The sequence below is a fragment of the Mesorhizobium sp. B2-3-14 genome, assembly GCF_006442175.1.
In the GTDB taxonomy this organism is placed as follows: domain Bacteria; phylum Pseudomonadota; class Alphaproteobacteria; order Rhizobiales; family Rhizobiaceae; genus Mesorhizobium; species Mesorhizobium australicum.
Window position 1 is genome coordinate 200,865 of the sequence record NZ_VFVP01000003.1, and the last position, 20,411, is coordinate 221,275.

Genomic DNA, 20,411 nt, shown 5'->3' on the forward strand with positions numbered 1-20,411 from the left:
ATGACGACGATACTGCCCCGCAAGGACGTCGTGATCGTCGGCCTCGGCTGGACGGGGTCCATCCTTGCGCATGAACTGACCGATCAAGGCCTGGACGTGCTGGCCATCGAGCGTGGTCCCTGGCGCGACACGGCGACCGATTTCAACATCGGCTATGCGCAGGACGAGTTGCGCTACAGCGTGCGGCGCGACCTGTTCCTGCAGCCAGCCGTCGAAACCATGACGATGCGCAACGACCCTTCGCAGACGGCGCTGCCGATGCGCGATTTCGGCTCGTTCCTGCCCGGCAACGGCGTCGGCGGCGCAGGCGTCCATTGGAACGGCCACACCTGGCGGTTCTGGGACTCCGACTTCCAGATCAAGACCAACCTGACCAAGAAGTATGGCGCGGCGCGGATCGCCGATCTCCAGGTCGAGGACTGGGGCGTGACCGGCGCCGAGATGGAGCCGTATTACGACCAGTTCGAATATCTGGCGGGAATCTCGGGCAAGGCCGGCAATATCCAGGGGCAGATACAGGAAGGCGGCAACCCGTTCGAGGATCCGAGGTCCCGGGATTACCCAAATCCGCCAATGGAGATGACCTACGCGCCGACCCTGTTCGCCAATGCCGGCAGGTCCATGGGACTGCACCCGTTCCCGACACCGTCCGCCAACATGTCGCGGCCCTATGTCAATCCGCTCGGCATCACCATGGGGCAGTGCACCTACTGCGGATTCTGCGAGCGGTTCGGCTGCGCCAACTATTCCAAATCCAGCGCCCAGACCACCATCCTTCCCGTGCTGATGAAGAAGGCCAATTTCGAGGTGCGCACCGACAGCGAGGTGCTGCATGTCGATCTCGCCGCCGGCGGCAAGTCCGCGCGAGGTGTCACTTACGTCGATACGTCGGGGCAGGAATTCTTCCAGCCGGCCGATCTCGTGCTTCTGTGCGCCTACGGCCTGCACAATGCCCGGCTGATGATGCTGTCGGGCATCGGCAAGATCTACGATCCCGCTACCGGCGAGGGCACCGTCGGGCGCAATTATTGCTACCAGACCAATGCCGGCGTGCAGGTGTTCTTCGACGATAAGAACTTCAATCCGTTCATTGCCGCGGGCGCGCTCGGACAGACGATCGACGACTATAATGGCGACGCTTTCGACCATGGCGGCCTCGATTTCGTCGGCGGCGCGGGCATCAACTGCATTCCCACCAATGGACGTCCGATCGGGACGAGGCCGACGCTGCCCGGCACGCCGAAATGGGGTAGCGCCTGGAAGAAGGCGACCGTCGCGGGCTACAAAAGCACGCTTGGCTTCTCCTCGCAGGGCAGCAGCTATGCGACGCGCACCAACTACCTCGACCTCGATCCGACCTACAAGGACCGCTTCGGCCGGCCGCTCATGCGCATGACCTTTGATTTTCCCGACAATGATATCCGGATGTCGAATTATCTCTGCGACCGGATGGAGGAGATCGCCAAGACGCTTGGGGGCAAGCAGTACAATGTCGGCCGCCGCAAGAAGGGCTGGGACAGCGTCCCTTATCAAAGTACCCATAATACGGGCGGCGCCATCATGGGAACGGACCCTAGGAAGAGTGCGGTCAACAGCTTCCTGCAAAGCTGGGATGTACCCAACGTCTTCGTCATCGGCGCCTCGGCCTTTCCGCAGAATGCCGGCAAGAATCCGACGGGAACGGTCGGCGCGCTCGCCTACCGCGCCGCTGACGGCATCCGCAATCACTATTTGCGCAATCCCGGCACCCCCTTGGTGCAGGCGTGAGGACGCTCGCCGCCGCCGCCGCTGGCGCCGCCGTGCTGGCGATCACGCCGGCGCTCGCCGCCGACCAGGCCGACCAGATCATCCGTGGCCAATATCAGGCCGTGCTCGGCGATTGCGCGGGCTGTCATACCAGGCCGGGCGGCAAGCCGCTGGCCGGCGGCCTGCCGCTCGAAACGCCTTTCGGCGCACTGGTGCCGCCCAACATCACACCCGACGACGAGACGGGCATCGGCAATTGGTCCGAGGGCGATTTCCGCAACATGATGAAGACCGGCGTCGGCCACAATGGCGTGCGGCTCTATCCCGCCATGCCTTACCCCGCCTATACCAGGATGAACGAGCAGGACATTTCCGACCTGTGGGCCTACATGACCACGGTCGACCCGGTCTCGAACAAGGTCGAAGCCAACCAGCTGCCGTTCCCGCTGAACATCCGGCTGGCGATGTGGGGCTGGAACCTCCTCAACTTCAGCGAGGCAAGCTTCCAGGCCGACCCCTCCAAATCGGCGGAATGGAACCGCGGCGCCTATATCGTCCAGGGCGCCGGGCACTGCGGCACCTGCCACACGCCCAAATCGTTCCTTGGAGCGGACCAAGACAGCGGCTTCCTGCAAGGCGCCTCGCTGCAAGGCTGGTTCGCCCCCGACATCACCAACAATGCTCAATCCGGCCTGGGCCAATGGTCGCAAGAGGATGTGGTCGCCTACCTCAAGACCGGCGTCAACGCGCATTCGATCGCATCCGGTCCGATGGCCGAGGCGATCGAGAACTCGACTTCCAAAATGACGGATCCCGACCTCAAGGCCGTGGCCGTCTATCTCAAGAGCCTGGGGCCGGACACCGGCAATGCGCAGGCGACCAAGCCCGACGAGGCGCGGATGGTGGCGGGCGCGGCGATCTATCATGACAATTGTTCGGCCTGCCATGGCGGCGATGGCGCCGGGGCCGGAGCGCTTTTCCCGGCGCTTGTCGGCAACTCGATCGTCGCGCAGGGCAATCCCGAGACCCTGGCCCGCATCGTTCTCGCCGGAAGCCAGGCCGTGCACACGGCCGGCGCGCCGACGACGCCTTCGATGCCCTCATTGGCATGGCGGCTGAAGGACCAGGAAATCGCCGACGTGCTGACCTATGTGCGCGGCAGCTGGGGCAATTCCGCTCCGGCGGTCTCGTCGGACGATATCGCGGCGGTGCGCAAGGAATTGGTGAAGTAATCCGGGGGCGACCTCAGAAGCCGGACGCCATCTTGCGCCCGCTGTACTCGGCGAGCCCGATGCCGCCCAGAACGAGGACCAGCGCCAGCGCCTGATAGAGCTGGAAGGTCTCGCCGACGATCAGCACCGAAAGCAGCGTGCCGAAGATCGGCACCAGATTGATGAACAAGCCGGCGCGGTTGGCGCCGATCAGTTCGTTGCCCCTGATATAGGTTATCTGCGAGATGACCGAAGCGCCGATCGCCGTATAGACGATGACCGCCCAGCCGCAGGCGTCGGGCACGATCACCTTGCTGGCGGCGGCTTCCCACAGGAAGAAGGGCAGTGAGGTGATGAGCGCGGCGAACGACATGGCCAGCATCAGGCTTTGCCAGTGCATCGCCGGTTTCAGCCTTAACCCGACCGAATAGCTGCTGTAGAGAACGACCGCGACGAGCATGATGGCGTCGCCGAAATTGAGCTCCAGCGTCAGCAGCCGGCGCGGATCGCCATGGCAGGCGGTCAGGATGACGCCGAAGACGGTCAGCACCACGCCGGCGATCTGCGCCCAGTTCACGCGCAGGCGGAAGAAAACGAAATTGGCTGTCATGATCAGGATCGGCATCGCCGCCTGTTCGATCGAGACATTGATCGCCGTGGTGTAGTTGAGGGCGGTGTAGAAGATGGTGTTGAACAGGGTGAAGCCGCTGGCGCCAAGCGCTGCCAGCACGAGCCAGCGCCGGCGCACGACGGGCCAATCCTCCTGGATCGTGCGCCAGCCGATCGGCAGCAGGATCGCCACGGCCAGCATCCAGCGCAGGAAGACCAGCGTCATCGGCGAGACGTGGCCGACCGCCAGCTTGCCGGCCACCGAATTGCCGCCCCACAGCAAGGTGGTGAGCAGCAGGAACATGTAGGCGTTTCGATGCATCGCGGGCTTCCGGCCGCGGGATGGGCCGCGGTGTTTGCCGGCCTATTGCCCCGGTCAGCCCAAGTAAATGATGTCAAAGCCGAAAATTGTTGTGCCTCAGGGCATTTTCGGCGGCAAAGAAAGGTCGCACTCGCGAGGTCTTGACGCTATAGAGGCCTGTCGTTTCGAACCATATCCAAGCCGCGCGGCGGCGTCTCAAGGGAAAAGAAACATGGCCAATGTGGTGGTCGTCGGCTCGCAGTGGGGCGACGAAGGCAAGGGCAAGATCGTCGACTGGCTGTCGGAGCGCGCCGATGTCGTGGTGCGTTTCCAGGGCGGCCACAATGCCGGCCACACGCTGGTCGTCGACGGCAAGGTCTACAAGCTGTCGCTGCTGCCTTCGGGCGTCGTGCGGGAAGGCAAGCTGTCCATCATCGGCAATGGCGTGGTCTTCGATCCGCATGCTTTCGTCGCCGAGGTGCAGAAACTGAAAGGCCAGGGCGTGGACGTGACGCCGGATCGCCTGAAAATAGCCGAAAACACGGCGCTTATCCTGTCCGTACACCGGGAGCTGGACGGGTTTCGCGAGGATGCCGCTTCGAATTCCGGAACAAAGATTGGCACGACCCGACGCGGGATCGGCCCCGCCTACGAGGACAAGGTGGGCCGGCGCGCGGTGCGGGTGATGGATCTGGCGGATTTGGAAACTTTGCCCCTGAAGGTCGACAGGCTGCTGACGCACCACAATGCGCTGCGTCGCGGGCTCGGCCATGACGAAGTCACGCATGATGCGATCATGCAGGAATTGACCTCGGTCGCGAACGACATCCTGCCCTACATGGACCGCGTCTGGAAGGTGCTCGACGACAAGCGCCGCGCCGGCGAGCGCATCCTGTTCGAGGGCGCGCAAGGCACGCTGCTCGACATCGACCACGGCACCTATCCGTTCGTCACCTCGTCCAACACGGTCGCCGGCCAGGCCGCCGCCGGCTCCGGCGTCGGCCCGGGCGCCATCGGCTATGTTCTCGGCATCACAAAGGCCTACACGACGCGTGTCGGCGAAGGTCCGTTCCCGACCGAGCAGAAGAACGAGATCGGCGAATTCCTCGGCACGCGCGGCCATGAATTCGGTGTCGTCACCGGGCGCAAGCGCCGCTGCGGGTGGTTCGATGCGGTGCTGGTGCGCCAGGCGGTTGCCGTCAACGGCATCAAAGGCATCGCGCTGACCAAGCTCGACGTGCTCGACGGGTTGGATGAGATCAAGGTCTGCACCGGCTACAGGCTGGACGGCGAGACGATCGACTATCTGCCGGCAAGCCAGGGCGCCCAGGCTCGCGTGGAACCCATCTACGAGACGTTGGAGGGTTGGAAAGGCACCACCGCCGGCGCACGCAGCTGGAACGACCTTCCGGCCCAGGCCGTCAAATATGTCCGATACATAGAGGAGTTGATCGGCGCGCCGGTCGCGCTCCTCTCCACCAGCCCGGAACGGGACGACACGATACTTGTGACTGATCCGTTTCAAGACTAGTTTCTGAAGCCTTTCCGGGCATCGCGGCTGATTTGCGGGGGCCGGCGCGGAGGCAAAAAATACAGGTCGACTGAAGCATGGCAGATTTCGTTGCTGTTCTGAAAAACGCGTTCGAGAAGCACGGCGACGAGACGCCCGAGAAGCGTACGCGCATCTATAACAGCGTGCGCGCCATGCTGGCCAAGAAGCTGGCGGAATATTCGCCGCCGCTGGCTTCCGAGGCCATAGACAAACAGAAACGCGCGCTGGACGACGCCATTGCCGGCGTCGAGCGGGACTATGTCAAGAGTGTGCCCGAGCCGGATCCGCTCGCGGAACTGGAACACATCTTTTCCTCCATCGACCGCAATAAGAACCAGTCGAACCACGTCAAGCAGCCGGCCAAGGCGGAGGCTGCCGCAATTCCTGCTCCGTCTCCGTATCGGCCCGCCCCGGCCACGGTCAGGCCGGAGCCGTACAAGCCGGCACAGCCGGCGGCGAACCCCGAACCCTACCGGCCCGCTCCAGCCGCCAAGGTCGAGCCAGGCTGGCAAAGGCCGGCGCCGGTGCAGCCCGCTCCGGACTTTTCCGAGAAGACCTTGCCGGGGATGGACGCGGATCGGGACGACGACCAGGACGACGTCTTTGCCGATGACGAAGCGCCTGCCGCCACCGACACTTTCGAGCGTTTGCGCCCGGCCGAACGCAAGCGCAGCTATGGCGGGCTGATCGCCGCCGTCGTCGCACTGCTGGTCGTTGCCGGCGGCGGCTACGGCATCTGGCTGAACAAGGATGCCTTCGGCAAGATGCTGGGCCTGGAGAGCAGCAAGGTTGTTGCCAAGACCGAACCGGTGAAAACGACGCCGGCCAAGCCGGCGACCGATACCACGGCCACGCCGCCGGCGCTCGCGACCGGCGCGGAAGGCACGAAATTCACGCAGCGGCTGACGCCTGAAGGCGGCGAAACCGACCCCGGCCCAGCCGGTGGGCAAAGCGGCGTAGGCGAGGGCGAATCCGTCGCCGCGCTGACGACACCGCCAACGGCAACGAATGCGCCGGCTACGGCAGCGCCGGCGGTTCCCGCGCCGGCTGCCAATACGCCGGCTGCCAATACGCCTGCTGCCGGTACGCCCGCGGCAGGCGCGCCAGCCGCGACCACGCCCGCGGCGGGCACCCCGCCCGCGACACCGCCCACCAACGGAACCGTGCCCGCGGCCCCGGCCGATGCCGCCGCCACGCCGCCGCCCGCACCGGCAGCCGCAACGCCGCCGGCGGCACCGGCTCCGGCCGTGGCGCCAACCTCGGTTCCGGTCGGCCAGAAGGCGATCTTCTATGAGGAGCGCACCAGCACCGCGCAGGGTTCAGCCGAGCCCGGCAGCATCGTCTGGTCGCTGGTGCAGGAATCGCCCGGCGGCGACCTGCCGCCCGAGCCGGCGATCCGTGCCGAGGCGACCATTCCCGGCAAGGACATCCAGTTGCGCATGACCATCCGTCGCAACACCGACCAGACCCTGCCGGCCAGCCATATCATCGAGATGATCTTCCTGACCCCAGACGGGTTCGAGGGCGGCGGCGTCGACAATATATTGCGCGTTGCCATGAAGAGTTCGGAACAGGACGCCGGCAGCCCGCTGATCGGCATCCCGGCCAAGATCGCCGACGGCTTCTTCCTCGTCGCGCTCAACGACACCAAGGCCGACGAAGACGCCAACATGACCCTGTTGCGCGGCCAGGACTGGATCGACGTGCCGGTCGTCTACAAGACCGGACGGCGGGCACTGCTGACCATGGAAAAGGGCATTCCCGGCGAGAAGGTGTTCGACGAGGCGATCAAGGCCTGGCAGGCCAAGACGGCGGGCTGAGACGGCGGGTTGAGACGGGCGGCGTGACGGTCGCCTCCGTTCAGAATCCTTGCAACAGCATGTCGAGCGCGGCAACGATGTCATCGTGATGCTTCGCCAGGTTCAGCCGACTTTCAACCAATTCGCTTGCGGGAACGGTGGCGATCAGGTGTGTCGCCATGACCAGCTTCCGTCCATTGATCTCGAAGATCGGATGAAGCTTTCGCATTGGCGGCGGCACCGTTGCGACCGGCAGAAGCGGAACGACAACCCGCGTCTTGAAATTGTCGAGCAGGTCGGATTGGACGTCGAGCAAATAGTTGTCTTCAACGCGACCGGCGAAGACATCATAGCGGGGCATCAGAACTGCCGATACTCTTCCAATGGGATACCGTTCTTGTCGATGTAGTCGTTCCACGCATCCATCGTGGTACGGTTCTCAAGCTTCCACAGCCGCGCCTTTTCAGCTGCCACCGCCTCCGCGATGCCGGCTTCCGCAGCGCGCGAGACATTCACGTCAAGCCCCTTGGCTTCCCGCATGAGGTTCGAGTCGATCGACAGATTTGCTGGCTGACGGATCGCATTCAAGGCAATCTTACGCATAATGGCCTCCGCAACATGCGCATAATGTATGCGCATTGCGATGTGGAGGCAATGCTCAGGCGCAGCAGACGGACCGCCCCGCTATGGCTCAGGCGCTCCGTCGCTTCAATCGACAAATCGTTGTCGATCGATCCGCCCAAGGGCGACCGCTCTTCACCCTTCCATCTCCTCGCGCAGCATCTCCAGTTCCAGCCATTCTTCCTCGAGCGTGGCCAACGTCGCACGCTCCTTGTCGAGGGCGGCGATCGTCTTCTGGAACGAGGCCGGGTCGCGTTCGTAATAGGCCGGGTCGGCGATGTTGTTCTCCAGCCGCGAGATCGACGCGGTCACTGCCTCGATCTTCTTGGGTAGGGACTCCAGCGCGAACTTCTGCTTGAACGACAATTTCTTCGCCGGCCCTTTTGGCGCCGCCGGATCGCTCTTGCCCGGTGCCGGCGCATCGCCGGCTTCCGCCTTGGCGCGCGCCTTGCGGTCGTCAAGCCTGGTGCCGCCGCGCTGCGCCAGCATGTCGGAATAGCCGCCGGCATATTCGACCCAGCGGCCGCCGCCGTCCGGCGCGATGATGCTGGTGACTGTGCGGTCGAGGAAATCGCGGTCGTGGCTGACCAGGATGACGGTGCCGGCAAAACCGGCGACCAGTTCCTGCAGCAGTTCCAGCGTCTCCATGTCGAGATCATTGGTCGGCTCATCGAGAACCAGGAGGTTTGCTGGCCGTGCCAGCACGCGCGCCAGGATCAGCCGCGCCCGTTCGCCGCCGGACAGCTCGCGCACCGGTGTGCGGGCCTGTTCCGGCTTGAACAGGAAATCCTTCATATAGGACACGACATGGCGCTGCTCGCCATTGATGACGAGGTTCTCGCCGCGCCCGTCGGTCAGATATTGCGCCAGCGTCTCTTGCGGGTCGACCGCCTCGCGCTTCTGGTCGAGCGTGGCGATCTCCAGATTGGTGCCAAGCCGTATCGAACCCGCGTCCGGCGCCAATTCGCCGGTCAGCATCTTCAGAAGTGTCGTCTTGCCGGCGCCGTTCGGCCCGACAAGGCCGACGCGGTCGCCGCGCTGGATGCGGGTCGAGAACCCCTTGACGACGGTGAGGTCGCCAAAGCTCTTCTCGATGTTCTTGGCCTCGATCACCAGCTTGCCGGATTCGGCGGCGTCGCTTGCCGCCATTATCGCGGTGCCTTCGGCGCCGCGATGGCCGCGAAAACGCTGACGCATGGTCTGCAATTCGCCCAGACGTCGCATATTGCGCTTGCGCCGCGCCGTCACCCCGTAGCGCAGCCAGTGCTCCTCGCGCACGAGTTGGCGGCCGAGCTTGTGCTGCTCGCGCTCTTCCTCTTCCAGCACCAGGTCGCGCCATTCCTCGAAATGGCCAAAGCCCTTGTCCAGCCTGCGCGTCTGGCCGCGATCGAGCCAGACTGTGGCGCGCGACACGCGCTCGAGGAAGCGGCGGTCATGCGAGATGACGATGAGTGCCGAGGAGGTCCGGACGAGCTCTTCTTCCAGCCATTCGATGACAGATAAATCAAGATGGTTAGTCGGCTCATCAAGAAGCAGGATGTCAGGCTCCGGCGCCATGACGCGGGCAAGCGCGGCGCGCCTGGCCTCTCCGCCGGACAGGTCGCCAGGCCGTTCTTCGCCCGACAGACCGAGATGCTCCATCAGATAGCTGGCGCGGTAGGGATCGTCGGCGGGCCCGAGCCCGGCCTCGACATAGGCGCGCACGGTTGCAAAGCCGTCCATGTCGGGCATTTGCGGCAGATAACGCACCGTCGCCGAAGGCTGGCGGAACACCTCGCCGTCCTGTGGTTCGATCAGGCCGGCGGCGATCTTGAGCAGCGTCGACTTGCCGGACCCGTTGCGGCCGACCAGCGCGATCTTGTCGCCGGCCGAAGCGGTCAAGGCGGCGCCGTCGAGCAGCGGCGCGCCGCCGAAGGTCAGTCTTATCCCGTCGAGATTGAGAAGAGGCGGGGCCATGTCAGCTTTCGGGCAATGGATAGGGATGGGCGAGCAGCAGCGCGCGGCCATGGCCGAGCGCTATGTCGAGGCGGCCCCCGGTCTTGCCGAACTTGACCTCGTTGGAAATGGTCAGTGACGAACCGAATGCCACCTCGACCTTGTCGAGCGGCCATTTGGCGCCGGCGACGGTCAGGCCGGAGAGTTCGGAGAAGCCGAGAATCGAGAACAGCGTGCCGTCGGCATAATCGAAGCCGGCCCTGCCGGGCGGCAAGGGAACACCTTCCTGGGCGCCGCTGGTCAGAAGCACATCCATTCCGGCCTCGGCCAGCCGCAGGCCAAGCGCCAGATGCAGGAAGGCGTGATCGGCGCGCTTGCCGCCGAAGGCGCCCGCCAGCACAAGGCGGGTCGCCCCGCGCTCCAGTGCGGCCGCGATCGCCAGTTCTCCGTCGGTCCTGTCCTTTTCCGCCGGGAAGGTTTGCCGCGGCACGGCGGCGAGGTCGGCGGGCAGATCAGCCGGGACCGAGTCGAAATCACCCACCCACAGTTCCGGCACGAGGCCCAGCATCCGCGCATGGCCGATGCCGGCGTCGGCGGCGATGACGCGCGAGCCTTCGACCTGGCGGTCGAGCCGAGGCGTGCGGATGAGGTCGCCGCCAAGCAGGATGGTGAATGTGCTCATATCCCGTCGCCTTACCAGCCCGGCACGGGAAACGGAAGGCGGCAAAGTCCCACTTGCGCGGGTGATCGGCCCGGCCTATGTGTCGAAACGCTCTAACGGGGTGCCGGACGCGAATTTCGCGGGCCGGCTGAGAGGCAGTCTCGCCAACCCGCTGAACCTGATCCGGTTTGTACCGGCGGAGGGATTAGACGTTTCGGACACTCCGACGCCTCAATTCCTTTCAACGCAAACGAAGGAGGCGCCGATGCGCGCGTTTTTATATTCTCTGGTCGCCGCCACGGCAGTGACCCTGTCCGGGCCGGCCTTGGCCAAGGACAAGCTGACCGTCTACACCTATGAGAGCTTCACCGCCGACTGGGGTCCAGGTCCCGTGGTGAAGAAGGAATTCGAGGCAGAATGCGGCTGCGATCTCGAGTTCGTCTCGGTCGCCGATGGCGTGGCGCTGCTCAACCGCGTCAAGCTGGAAGGCGCTTCGACCAAGGCCGACATCGTGCTCGGTCTCGACACCAATCTCACCGCCGATGCCAAGGCCTCGGGCCTGTTCGCGCCACATGGCGCAATAACGGACGTCAAGGTGCCGGGCGGCTGGACCGATGACACTTTTGTCCCGTTCGATTACGGCTACTTCGCCGTCGTCTACGACACTGAAAAGCTGAAGAGCCCGCCCAAGAGCTTGAAGGATTTGGTCGAGGGCAGCGCCGACGACAAGATCGTCATCCAGGACCCGCGCACATCGACGCCCGGTCTTGGCCTGCTGTTGTGGGTGAAGTCGGTCTATGGCGACAAGGCGCCGGAGGCCTGGGCCAAGCTCAAGACCAAGGTGCTGACCGTGACGCCGGGCTGGAGCGAGGCCTATGGCCTGTTCACCAAGGGCGAGGCGCCGATGGTGCTGTCCTACACCACCTCGCCGGCCTACCACATGGTCGCCGAGAACACCGAGCGCTATCAGGCGGCGTCGTTCGAGGAAGGTGAATACCTGCAGATCGAGGTCGCGGGCATCACCACGGCCGGCGCCAAGAATCCGCTGGCGGAAAAGTTCATGGCCTTCATGACCGGGCCGAAATTCCAGGACGCGATCCCCGAGACCAACTGGATGTTCCCGGCCGGCAAGACCAACAAGCCGCTCAACCCCGCCTTCGACAAACTGGTCAAGCCGACCAAGACCTTGCTGTTCAGCCCGGAGGAGGTGGCGGCCAACCGCAAGGCCTGGGTCGATGAATGGCTGGCGGTGATGAGCAAGTAGGTTTTGTGGGCTAATCTCGTGAGATGAACGCTCTACGGCGACGCTCCACAAGCTTCACCCAATCGTTGACGGTGCGGCGTGCAAACCCGCTCTGATCCCCGCATCACAGCCGGCGTGATAGGGCTCGCTGCCATCGCCATTTTGATCGGCGGCGCGTTTGCGGGGCTGCTTGTCGAAGGCGCTCGCGATTTTTCCGGCGCTTGGGCTGCGTTCGATCCCTACCTGTTCCGGGTCGTGCGCTTCACGCTCTGGCAGGCGGCCCTGTCGACGCTGCTCTCGGTCGGGCCGGCCCTGTTCGTGGCGCGGGCGCTGTCGCGGCATCCACGGTTTTTCGGCCGTGCCTTCATCCTGCAGCTCTTCGCCGTGCCGCTGGCGCTGCCGGCGATCGTCGCGTCGCTCGGCATCCTGGCGCTCTATGGCCGCGCCGGCTATTTCTCCGGCTTTCTCAGCGCCGTCGGCGGCCAGGGTTGGCCGGGCATCTATGGCCTGTCCGGCATTCTCGTCGCCCATGTCTTCTTCAACCTGCCGCTGGCCACCCGCCTGTTCCTCGAGGCGCTGCAGACCATTCCCTCCGACCAGTGGCGGCTGGCGAGCCAGCTCGGCATGGGGGCGGCGCCGGCATTCCGGCTGATCGAGTGGCCGACGCTGCGTGCCGCGCTGCCCGGTGTCGCCGGACTTGTCTTCATGCTGTGCATCACATCCTTCACCATCGTGCTGACGCTCGGCGGCGGGCCGGCCGCGACGACGCTCGAAGTCGGCATCTATCAGGCATTGCGCTTCGATTTCGATCCCGCGAGGGCTGTCGCGCTGACAATGCTGCAGATCGCCTTGACCTTCATCGTGGTGCTGGCGTTGACCCGACTCGGAGCCGACGTCGTCGCCGACATCAACCTGCCGGTCGCGCCGCGCCGCTATCTCTCCGTCAACAGGACCGAAGCCTGGCTGAATGCCACGCTCATCGTGTTGGCCTTGCTCTTCGTTGCCGGGCCGATGGTGGCGACCGTGGCGGCCGGACTTGGCGCCGACCTCGGCCGGCTTGCCGGCGAGGCCACTGTCCGTCAGGCGACGCTGACCAGTGCTGTGCTCGCTTTCCTTTCGGCCTTGCTTTCGGTGATGCTTTCGCTGGCATTGACCATGGCGCGCAGGGCGCTGGCGTCGAACCGCCGCTTCGGGGCAAGGACACTGCTCGAACATGCCACCGATACCGGCGCCGGGTTTGTCCTGGTCGTGCCGCCGATCGTCGTCGGCGCCGGCTGGTTCCTGTTGCTGCGCCATGTCGGCGATATCTTTGCCATCGCGCCGCTCATGGTCGTCACCGTCAACGCTGTCATGGCGATGCCTTTCGCGCTGCGCGCCATCCGTCCCGCCTATGATGCGGCAAGCGAGCGTCACGAGCGGCTTTGCGCGCAGCTCGGAATTTCCGGCTGGTCAAGACTGTGGCTGGTCGACTGGCCGACGTTGCGGCGCCCGCTGGCCACCGCTTTTGCCTTCGCCATGGCACTGTCGCTCGGCGATCTCGGCGTCATCGCCCTGTTCGGCAGTGATTCCGTGCAGACCTTGCCCTACCTTCTCCTGGCGCGCATGGGCAGCTACCGAACCGAGGACGCCGCCGGCTTGGCGCTGCTGCTCGGCCTTGTCTGCCTGGCACTGGTGCTGGCAGCGGACCGGCTGGGAAAGGAGACGGCCCGCAATGTCTGACGGGGCGGCTGGCGGCAAAGGGGTTTCGGTGCGGCTGGACAAGGTTTCGTTCAGCTATGGCGAGACGTTGTTCACCTTCGATGCCGAGTTCACGGCGGGGCAAATCACCGCGATCATGGGACCGAGCGGCTCCGGAAAGTCGACGCTGCTCAATCTGGTGGCCGGGTTCGAGCCGCCGCGATCCGGTCGCGTGCTGATCGGCGGGGCCGATGTCAGCACCGCGCCACCGGCGACGCGGCCAGTGTCGATGGTTTTTCAGGAAAACAACCTTTTCGCGCATCTTTCCGTCGAGCAGAATGTCGGGCTCGGCCGTTCGCCATCGTTGCGGCTGGCCGAAGCCGATCGCGCTGCGATCGCCGATGCGCTTGCGCGCACCGGCCTTGCCGGCAAGGAGAAGCGGCTGCCGCGCGAACTTTCCGGCGGCGAGCGCCAGCGCGTCGCCCTGGCTCGCGTGCTGGTGCGTGACCGCCCGGTGCTGCTGCTCGACGAGCCCTTCGCTTCGCTTGGGCCCGCCTTGCGAGACGATATGCTCGACCTGGTTGCCGGCCTGCATGCCGAGCGTGGCATGACGGTGCTGTTCGTCACGCATCAGCCGCAAGATGCCCGCCGCATGGGTCAGAGGGTGGTGTTTCTCGAGAACGGCGCGGTCGCCGCTATCGGCACGGCGGATGATTTCTTTGCCGGGGCTGGTCCGGAGGCATTCCGGCGCTATATCGGAGCCGGGGCCGGGGATTCCTTATCACGAGATATTGCCCGGAAGCGGACATAATTTACGCTCAAACCGGCCCGATGCGATGTGGCGCTTGCTTGCCATGACTGGAGTAGTGTGGCTAGGTCCGCTCGATACCGGTCCGGCACAGGCCGTGATTTGCCTACAGCTTCCGCCGCATGCTCCGAGGGGCGCGTGACGGATACTGTAGCAGTTTGTTTTGCGCATGTGGTCATGTGCAGGGACCTGAAAGGAAGCCGTTCTGGCGATCGGCGTTGACAGGCTACGAATGAACCCGCTGGCGCGCTTTCTGGCGCTGGCCGGCTTTGCCGTGGCGCTGGCAAGCTGCCAGATGTTCACGCCTCCGGAAGTCCAGGAATCAGGCTTCCAGCCATCCGACAAGCCGATCACGGTCGACAATGTCGCCGCTAACAACAAGCTCGCGGAACTCGCCAAGGCGCAGCATCCGCGCATCCTGGCGACCTATGGCGGCGAATATTCCGATCCCAAGCTCGAACGCATGGTCGCCAAGGTGGTCGGCAATCTGACCGTGGTGTCGGCGAACCCAACCCAGACCTATCGCATCACCATCCTCAATTCGCCCAACGTCAACGCCTTCGCGCTGCCGGGCGGCTATCTCTACATAACGCGCGGCCTCTTGGCGCTGGCCAATGATTCGTCCGAGCTCGCCGCCGTCATCGCGCATGAGATGGGCCACGTCACCGCCAATCATGGGTTGCAGCGCCAGCAGCTGGAGGCCGAGGAAGGTCTGGCGACCAAGGTCGTTTCCGATGTGCTTGGCGACAGCCCGACCGCCAAGGCTGCACTTATCCGCGGCAAGCTCAGGCTGGCGCAGTTCTCGCGCAACCAGGAGCTTGAGGCTGACGCCATCGGCATCAAGTCGATCGGCGAAGCCGGCTACGATCCCTATGCCGCCGGCCGCTTCCTGCAATCGATGTCGGCCTATACCGATTTCCGCTCGATCAGCGGCGCCACCGACGCCAGCCTTGACTTCCTGGCGACGCACCCCAACACGCCGCAACGCATCGATTTGGCACAGCGGCACGCCCGCCAGTTCGGTGCGCCAGGCTTCGGTACACGCGACCGCGATTCCTTCCTCGCCGGCATAGACGGCCTGCTTTACGGCGACACGCCGGAAGAAGGCTATGTGCGCGGCGAAACCTTCCTGCATCCAGGCTTGGGCGTGTCGTTCACGGTGCCGGACGGTTTCATCATCGACAATTCGGCGGCGGCGGTGACGGCGACCGGTCCCGGCGACATAGCGATCCGCTTCGACGGCGTTTCGATCGACAAGAACCGCGCCCTGACCGACTATATCAGAAGCGGCTGGGTGGCCGGGCTCGACGACAGCACCGTCAAGCAGGAAACCATCAACGGCAATGAGGCGGCGACCGCCCATGCAGGCGCCGAAGGCTGGCAGTTCGATATCGCTGTGATCCGCGCCGGCGGCCAGGTTTACCGATTGCTGACCGCGGCCCCCTCGGCCAGCACCTCGCTTGAAACGGTGGCGCGCTCGGTCAGCGGCTCCTTCCGTATCCTCAGCCCCGCCGAGAAGGCGGCACTGAAGCCACTGCATATTCGTGTGCTCACCGTGCAGCCGGGACAGACCATGGGATCGCTTGCCGCGCAGATGGTTGGCGTCGACCGCAAGCTCGACCTGTTCCGCGTGCTCAATGCGCTGTCGCCGGGGGCCGCGGTTTCGGCCGGCGACAAGGTCAAGATCGTCACCGACAAATAAAAGCCCGAGCGGGAGATCAGGCGGCGGTCGCCATGAATTCCGGATTCTGCTTCACCAGCGCGACCTTGAGCTTTTCCATGGCGCGCGCCTCGATCTGGCGGACACGTTCCTTTGAGATGCCGAGCGTCTCGCCGAGCGCCTCGAGCGTGGCCCCCTCGTCATTCAGCCGGCGTTCCTCGATGATCCTGAGTTCACGCGCGTTGAGCGCGTGAAGCGCTTCCTTCAGCCAGAGCGAGCGGCGCGCGACATCGATCTTGTCGCCGACAATTTCGTCCGGCAAGGGATCGTCCGAGACCAGGAAATCCATCCGCTCGGTGCCGCCCGCATCGTCGGCCAGCGGCACGTTCAGCGAAGAATCCGGAGCCGACAGCCGTGAATCCATCATCGCCACATCAGCCTCGGATACACCAAGCGCAACCGAAACCTCGCGGTAGAGATTTGTGTTGGAGAGCGGCTCGGCGCCGTTCGCGAGACGCGCACGCAAGCGTCTGAGATTGAAGAACAGGGCCTTTTGCGCCGAACTGGTGCCACCACGCACAATCGACCAGTTGCGCAGGATGTAGTCCTGCATCGAGGCGCGGATCCACCACGTCGCGTAGGTCGAGAACCGCACCTCGCGCTCCGGTTCGAAACGGGCGGCGGCCTCGAGCAGTCCGACATGGCCCTCTTGAACCAGATCGCCGAGCGGCAGTCCGTAATGGCGGAATTTCGAGGCCATGGAAATGACCAACCGCATGTGGGCGACGGTGATGCTGTGCAGCGCGTTCTGGTCGTTGTCTTCCTTCCAGAGCAATGCCAGCCGATGCTCCTCCTCGCGCTCGAGATAGGGTGCCTTCATTGCCGCGCGGACCATGATCCGTCCTGCCGTGTCTTCCATCATAAGGCGCTCCGTGGCTCGGCGAGGCAAATGGCAGACACCGGCTTGAAATGACGGCGGCGTGCCCTACAACAGCCAAAACTGTCATGCGCGAGAAAGGTTCCGCCGGTGCGGGCAGGGCGAGCGCTAGCGTCCGCGCAGCTGCCTGCAACTTCCGAGCCTGCGAATGAATTCCTTCCGGAGAATTTGATTTCTAGAAGACGCTCTCTTTGAAATTTCATTCCTTATTTTTTCGACCTGCATCTGTCATTTTCCAGCCCTCACAACATGCCGGGTTACCGGCCAAGGACGGGATCACAGAAAAATGAAATGGCTCAAGTCACTCATCATCGCCGGAACGTTGCAGGCCCTGGCCGTCGCATCGGGCCACGCCGGCGCCAATCTCGACCAGATCAAGCAGGCCGGAATCATCAAGGTCGGTACGGAGGGCACCTACGCTCCCTTCACCTACCATGACGCTTCCGGCGCGCTGGTTGGCTTCGATGTCGAGATCGCCAAGGCGATCGCCGATAAGCTCGGCGTCAAGGCTGAGTTCCTCGAAGGCAAGTGGGACGGGCTGATCGCCGGCCTCGACGTCAACCGTTATGATGCCGTCATCAACGAAGTCGGCATCACCGACGCCCGCAAGGCCAAGTACGACTTTTCCGATCCCTATATCGCCTCCAAGGCAGTGCTGATCGTGCGCGGCGACAACACCGACATCAAGACCTTCGCCGACCTCAAGGGCAAGAAGTCGGCGCAGTCGCTGACATCCAATTTCGGCAAGCTGGCCGAGTCCAATGGCGCCGAACTGGTCGGCACCGACGGCTTCGACCAGTCGATCCAGCTGCTTTTGACCGGCCGTGCGGACGCTACCATCAATGACAGCCTGTCGTTCCTCGACTTCAAGAAGCACAAGCCCGACGCCAATGTGAAGATCGCCGCCCAGGAAGAGAATGCCGATTACTCCGGCGTCATCGTGCGCAAGGGCGATCCGGAGCTGGTCGCGGCCATCAACAAGGCGCTGGCCGACATCAAGGCGGACGGCACCTACCAGAAGATCGCCAACACCTATTTCGGCCAGGACGTCTCGAAGTAATTCACCAGGCGGGGCCGGCTGTCGCCCTGTGACGTATCCAGCGGCGAGTCGTTTTTGACGGCTCGCCGCTTTTGTCGTGATATGGCTGGCGCATTCGCGCTTCGATGACGTTCCCCGTCCATTCCGGAGGATCTTTCGTGCCGCACTGGCTGCAACTGATGCTGGACTCGCTGCCCTCGCTGCTGTGGGCAGCGTTGATCTTTACCGTGCCGCTGACGTTGCTGTCCTTCGTGCTCGGCCTGACGGTAGGGCTGGGCGCGGCGCTCGGCAGGCTGTTCGGCCCGAAGCCTCTGGTGGCGCTCGTGCGCTTCTATGTCTGGATATTCCGCGGCACGCCGCTCCTGGTGCAGCTCTTCCTGATCTTCTACGGCCTGCCGTCGGTCGGCATCCTGCTTGACGCCTTCACCGCGGCGCTGATCGGCTTCACGCTCAACATCGGGGCCTACACGTCGGAAATCATCCGGGCGGCCATCGGCTCGGTGCCCAAGGGCCAGTGGGAGGCCGCCTATTCGATCGGGATGACCTGGAGCCAGGCGATGCGGCGCACCATTCTGCCGCAAGCCGGACGGGTGGCGGTGCCGCCGCTCTCCAACACCTTCATCTCGCTGGTCAAGGACACGTCGCTGGCCGCCGCCATCACCGTGCCGGAAATGTTCCAGGCGGCGCAACGCATCGTCGCCACCACCTATGAGCCGCTCATCCTCTATGTCGAGGCGGCGATCCTCTATCTGGCGATGAGTTCGGTACTGTCGGCCTTGCAGACGCGACTGGAGGAGCGGCTCAACCGCTATGGCGGCTTCCTGGAGGCACGCTCATGATCAGCCTCACCAACATCGAAAAGCGTTTCGGCGACAATCTCGTGCTGAAGGGGGTGACTGTCGCCATCGCCGAAGGCAGCGTCACCGCGCTTGTCGGCCCTTCCGGCGGGGGGAAAAGCACGCTGCTGCGCTGCATCAACCTGCTGGAGATCCCAACTTCGGGCACGGTGCGGATCGGCGACGAGACGCTTGAGTTCCGCCCGGGCGGGAAGGTGCCGGCGGCGGACATAAGGCGTCTGCGCCTGCAGACCGGCATGGTGTTCCAGAATTTCCAGTTGTTTCCGCATCGCACCGCCATCGAAAATGTCATGGAAGGCTTGGTTACGGTGCTCAAATGGTCGCCGCAGAAGGCACATGAGCGGGCACTCGCGCTGCTGGAGAAGGTCGGCATGGTGCATAAGGCCGATGCCTGGCCGGCGACGCTGTCGGGCGGCCAGCAGCAGCGCGTGGCGATCGCCCGTGCGCTGGCGCCGTCGCCGAAGGTGCTGCTGTGCGACGAACCGACTTCGGCGCTCGACCCGGAGCTGGCGCAGGAGGTGGTCGATGTGCTGGGTCAGCTCGCCAGCGAGGGAACGACCATGGTGATGGCGACGCATGATTTGCGCCTGGCCTCCAAGATCGCCCAGGAGGCGGTGTTCCTCGACGCCGGCGTCATCGTCGAGCAGGGGGCATCCGCCAAGCTGTTCGGCAATCCGGAGCGCGAACGCACCAAGCGGTTTATCGCCACGCTGAAGCAGGAGGCGGCGGAGGAAGAGGGAGGCGCATAGGCGCGACAATCGCGGCCTTCCCCAAAAACAAAAACCCGGCGCGAGGCCGGGTTTTCGTCAACTTGAATGCGAAAAAGCTCAGGCAGCTTCTTCCTGCTCGGCTTCCTCATTGTCGGCCTTGGCGCCACGCTTGGGGCCTTTGTTGAGGTTGACCTCGATCAGGCGCACGGCTTCGGTTTCCGACATGCGGTTGACGGCCGCGATCTCGCGGGCCATGCGGTCGAGTGCCGCCTCGTAGAGCTGGCGTTCGGAATAGGACTGCTCCGGCTGGTTGTCGGCGCGATAGAGGTCGCGCACGACTTCCGAGATCGAGATCAGGTCGCCCGAATTGATCTTGGCATCATATTCCTGGGCGCGGCGCGACCACATGGTGCGCTTGACGCGGGCGCGGCCCTGCACGACCTTCAGCGCGCGCTCGACATAATCCTCTTCCGACAGCTTGCGCATGCCGATAGAGGTCGCCTTGGCGACCGGCACTTTCAGGCGCATCTTGTCCTTCTGGAAGTCGATGACGAACAGTTCCAGCTTGTGGCCGGCCACTTCCTGCTCGTCGATCGAGACGATCTGGCCGACGCCATGCGCCGGATAGACGATAAACTCGCCGGTCTTGAAACCGTGACGTGCAGCTGTGGACTTCTTCTGCGGGGTGATCGTTGCCATTACGCCCTGAACTCCTTGTTGTGGGCCGGCGGCGGTGCCGGCTGAACTCACGTGATCGGGGTCACCGATCATTAGCCGCACAACAGATGACCCACCGGAAAAGCCGGGACCGGCAAACCGCAAGAATTGCGACCGCCTGGCCCAGATCGCTCTGGTCCGGAATGGGATTTTCACCTTTCAGTGATTTGGGGCGTCTGCGCCATAAATCGACGTTGTGTCACCGGCATGTTTCGCTGATGTAACACAAAAAGTCGGAAGAATCAAGGTTTTGCTGCGTAAGCGAAGGCCACAACCAATCGCCGCCTGTCAAGGCGGTTAATCCGGCGTGCCTGTTACGCTGCGTCAT

At 64.1% G+C, this 20,411-nt stretch carries 18 protein-coding genes and 1 riboswitch; of the genes, 11 read left to right on the forward strand and 7 right to left on the reverse strand.

The window, feature by feature from the left end; translation table 11 throughout:
* Positions 1-1,767, forward strand: coding sequence for a GMC family oxidoreductase (locus FJ950_RS09810; RefSeq protein ID WP_140616646.1), 1,767 nt, complete (start codon positions 1-3; stop codon positions 1,765-1,767).
* Positions 1,764-2,978 carry a cytochrome c gene (locus tag FJ950_RS09815; RefSeq protein WP_140616647.1) on the forward strand — a complete coding sequence of 405 codons (1,215 nt, stop codon included), beginning with the start codon at positions 1,764-1,766 and terminating at the stop codon, positions 2,976-2,978. Before FJ950_RS09810 ends, FJ950_RS09815 begins: the two co-directional genes overlap by 4 nt.
* Positions 2,979-2,991: 13 nt before the next feature.
* On the opposite strand, the gene FJ950_RS09820 is transcribed toward FJ950_RS09815, so the two are convergent.
* On the reverse strand, positions 2,992-3,888 hold the full coding sequence (locus tag FJ950_RS09820) for a DMT family transporter (RefSeq protein ID WP_140616648.1): 897 nt from the start codon (positions 3,886-3,888) through the stop codon (positions 2,992-2,994).
* A gap of 211 nt (positions 3,889-4,099) precedes the next feature.
* Between FJ950_RS09820 and FJ950_RS09825 the strand changes: the two genes are divergently transcribed.
* Together FJ950_RS09825 and FJ950_RS09830 are read left to right on the forward strand one after the other, a co-directional pair.
* Positions 4,100-5,398 carry an adenylosuccinate synthase gene (locus FJ950_RS09825; RefSeq protein WP_015315287.1) on the forward strand — a complete coding sequence of 433 codons (1,299 nt, stop codon included), beginning with the start codon at positions 4,100-4,102 and terminating at the stop codon, positions 5,396-5,398.
* A 77-nt stretch (positions 5,399-5,475) separates the two neighbouring features.
* The gene (locus FJ950_RS09830; protein WP_140616649.1) at positions 5,476-7,239 is read left to right on the forward strand and encodes a hypothetical protein; all 1,764 of its coding nucleotides are present in this window, start codon (positions 5,476-5,478) and stop codon (positions 7,237-7,239) included.
* 40 nt (positions 7,240-7,279) lie between these two features.
* Here FJ950_RS09830 and FJ950_RS09835 read toward each other — a convergent pair whose 3' ends face one another.
* From FJ950_RS09835 to FJ950_RS09850, 4 genes are all read right to left on the reverse strand, one after another.
* Entirely contained in the window at positions 7,280-7,579 is a 300-nt protein-coding gene (locus tag FJ950_RS09835; protein WP_140616650.1) for a CcdB family protein, read from the reverse strand.
* A complete protein-coding gene (locus tag FJ950_RS09840) occupies positions 7,579-7,821 on the reverse strand; it encodes a type II toxin-antitoxin system CcdA family antitoxin (protein WP_140616651.1) in 243 nt (80 codons plus the stop codon). The genes FJ950_RS09835 and FJ950_RS09840 overlap by 1 nt, the downstream gene beginning before the upstream one ends.
* 153 nt (positions 7,822-7,974) lie before the next feature.
* Entirely contained in the window at positions 7,975-9,795 is a 1,821-nt protein-coding gene (locus FJ950_RS09845) for an ABC-F family ATP-binding cassette domain-containing protein (protein ID WP_140616652.1), read from the reverse strand.
* Between the two features lies 1 nt (position 9,796).
* Positions 9,797-10,456, reverse strand: a complete 660-nt coding sequence (locus FJ950_RS09850; RefSeq protein ID WP_140616653.1) for a thiamine diphosphokinase — start codon at positions 10,454-10,456, stop codon at positions 9,797-9,799.
* 86 nt (positions 10,457-10,542) lie between these two features.
* Positions 10,543-10,657: riboswitch (TPP riboswitch) on the forward strand.
* Positions 10,658-10,700: 43 nt separating this feature from the next.
* On the opposite strand from FJ950_RS09850, the gene thiB reads away from it, so the two are divergent.
* The 4 genes from thiB (at position 10,701) to FJ950_RS09870 (ending at position 15,865) form a co-directional block, all read left to right on the forward strand.
* Complete coding sequence (gene thiB / locus FJ950_RS09855; protein ID WP_140616654.1) at positions 10,701-11,699, forward strand: thiamine ABC transporter substrate binding subunit; 999 nt, start codon at positions 10,701-10,703, stop codon at positions 11,697-11,699.
* A 78-nt stretch (positions 11,700-11,777) separates the two neighbouring features.
* Positions 11,778-13,397 carry a thiamine/thiamine pyrophosphate ABC transporter permease gene (thiP, locus tag FJ950_RS09860; RefSeq protein ID WP_140616655.1) on the forward strand — a complete coding sequence of 540 codons (1,620 nt, stop codon included), beginning with the start codon at positions 11,778-11,780 and terminating at the stop codon, positions 13,395-13,397.
* Positions 13,390-14,166, forward strand: a complete 777-nt coding sequence (gene thiQ / locus FJ950_RS09865; protein ID WP_140616656.1) for a thiamine ABC transporter ATP-binding protein — start codon at positions 13,390-13,392, stop codon at positions 14,164-14,166. Before thiP ends, thiQ begins: the two co-directional genes overlap by 8 nt.
* Before the next feature lie 229 nt (positions 14,167-14,395).
* Entirely contained in the window at positions 14,396-15,865 is a 1,470-nt protein-coding gene (locus FJ950_RS09870; protein WP_023784820.1) for a M48 family metalloprotease, read from the forward strand.
* Between the two features lie 16 nt (positions 15,866-15,881).
* On the opposite strand, the gene FJ950_RS09875 is transcribed toward FJ950_RS09870, so the two are convergent.
* Positions 15,882-16,745: an RNA polymerase factor sigma-32 gene (locus FJ950_RS09875; RefSeq protein WP_015315297.1), complete on the reverse strand. Its 864-nt coding sequence runs from the start codon at positions 16,743-16,745 to the stop codon at positions 15,882-15,884.
* Positions 16,746-17,046: 301 nt separating this feature from the next.
* Between FJ950_RS09875 and FJ950_RS09880 the strand changes: the two genes are divergently transcribed.
* From FJ950_RS09880 to FJ950_RS09890, 3 genes are all read left to right on the forward strand, one after another.
* On the forward strand, positions 17,047-17,820 hold the full coding sequence (locus tag FJ950_RS09880) for an amino acid ABC transporter substrate-binding protein (RefSeq protein WP_140616657.1): 774 nt from the start codon (positions 17,047-17,049) through the stop codon (positions 17,818-17,820).
* A 137-nt stretch (positions 17,821-17,957) separates the two neighbouring features.
* Positions 17,958-18,638 carry an amino acid ABC transporter permease gene (locus tag FJ950_RS09885; RefSeq protein ID WP_027141826.1) on the forward strand — a complete coding sequence of 227 codons (681 nt, stop codon included), beginning with the start codon at positions 17,958-17,960 and terminating at the stop codon, positions 18,636-18,638.
* Entirely contained in the window at positions 18,635-19,405 is a 771-nt protein-coding gene (locus tag FJ950_RS09890; protein ID WP_015315300.1) for an amino acid ABC transporter ATP-binding protein, read from the forward strand. The genes FJ950_RS09885 and FJ950_RS09890 overlap by 4 nt, the downstream gene beginning before the upstream one ends.
* 78 nt (positions 19,406-19,483) lie before the next feature.
* On the opposite strand, the gene FJ950_RS09895 is transcribed toward FJ950_RS09890, so the two are convergent.
* Complete coding sequence (locus FJ950_RS09895) at positions 19,484-20,065, reverse strand: CarD family transcriptional regulator (RefSeq protein ID WP_015315301.1); 582 nt, start codon at positions 20,063-20,065, stop codon at positions 19,484-19,486.
* Positions 20,066-20,411: the final 346 nt, after the last annotated feature.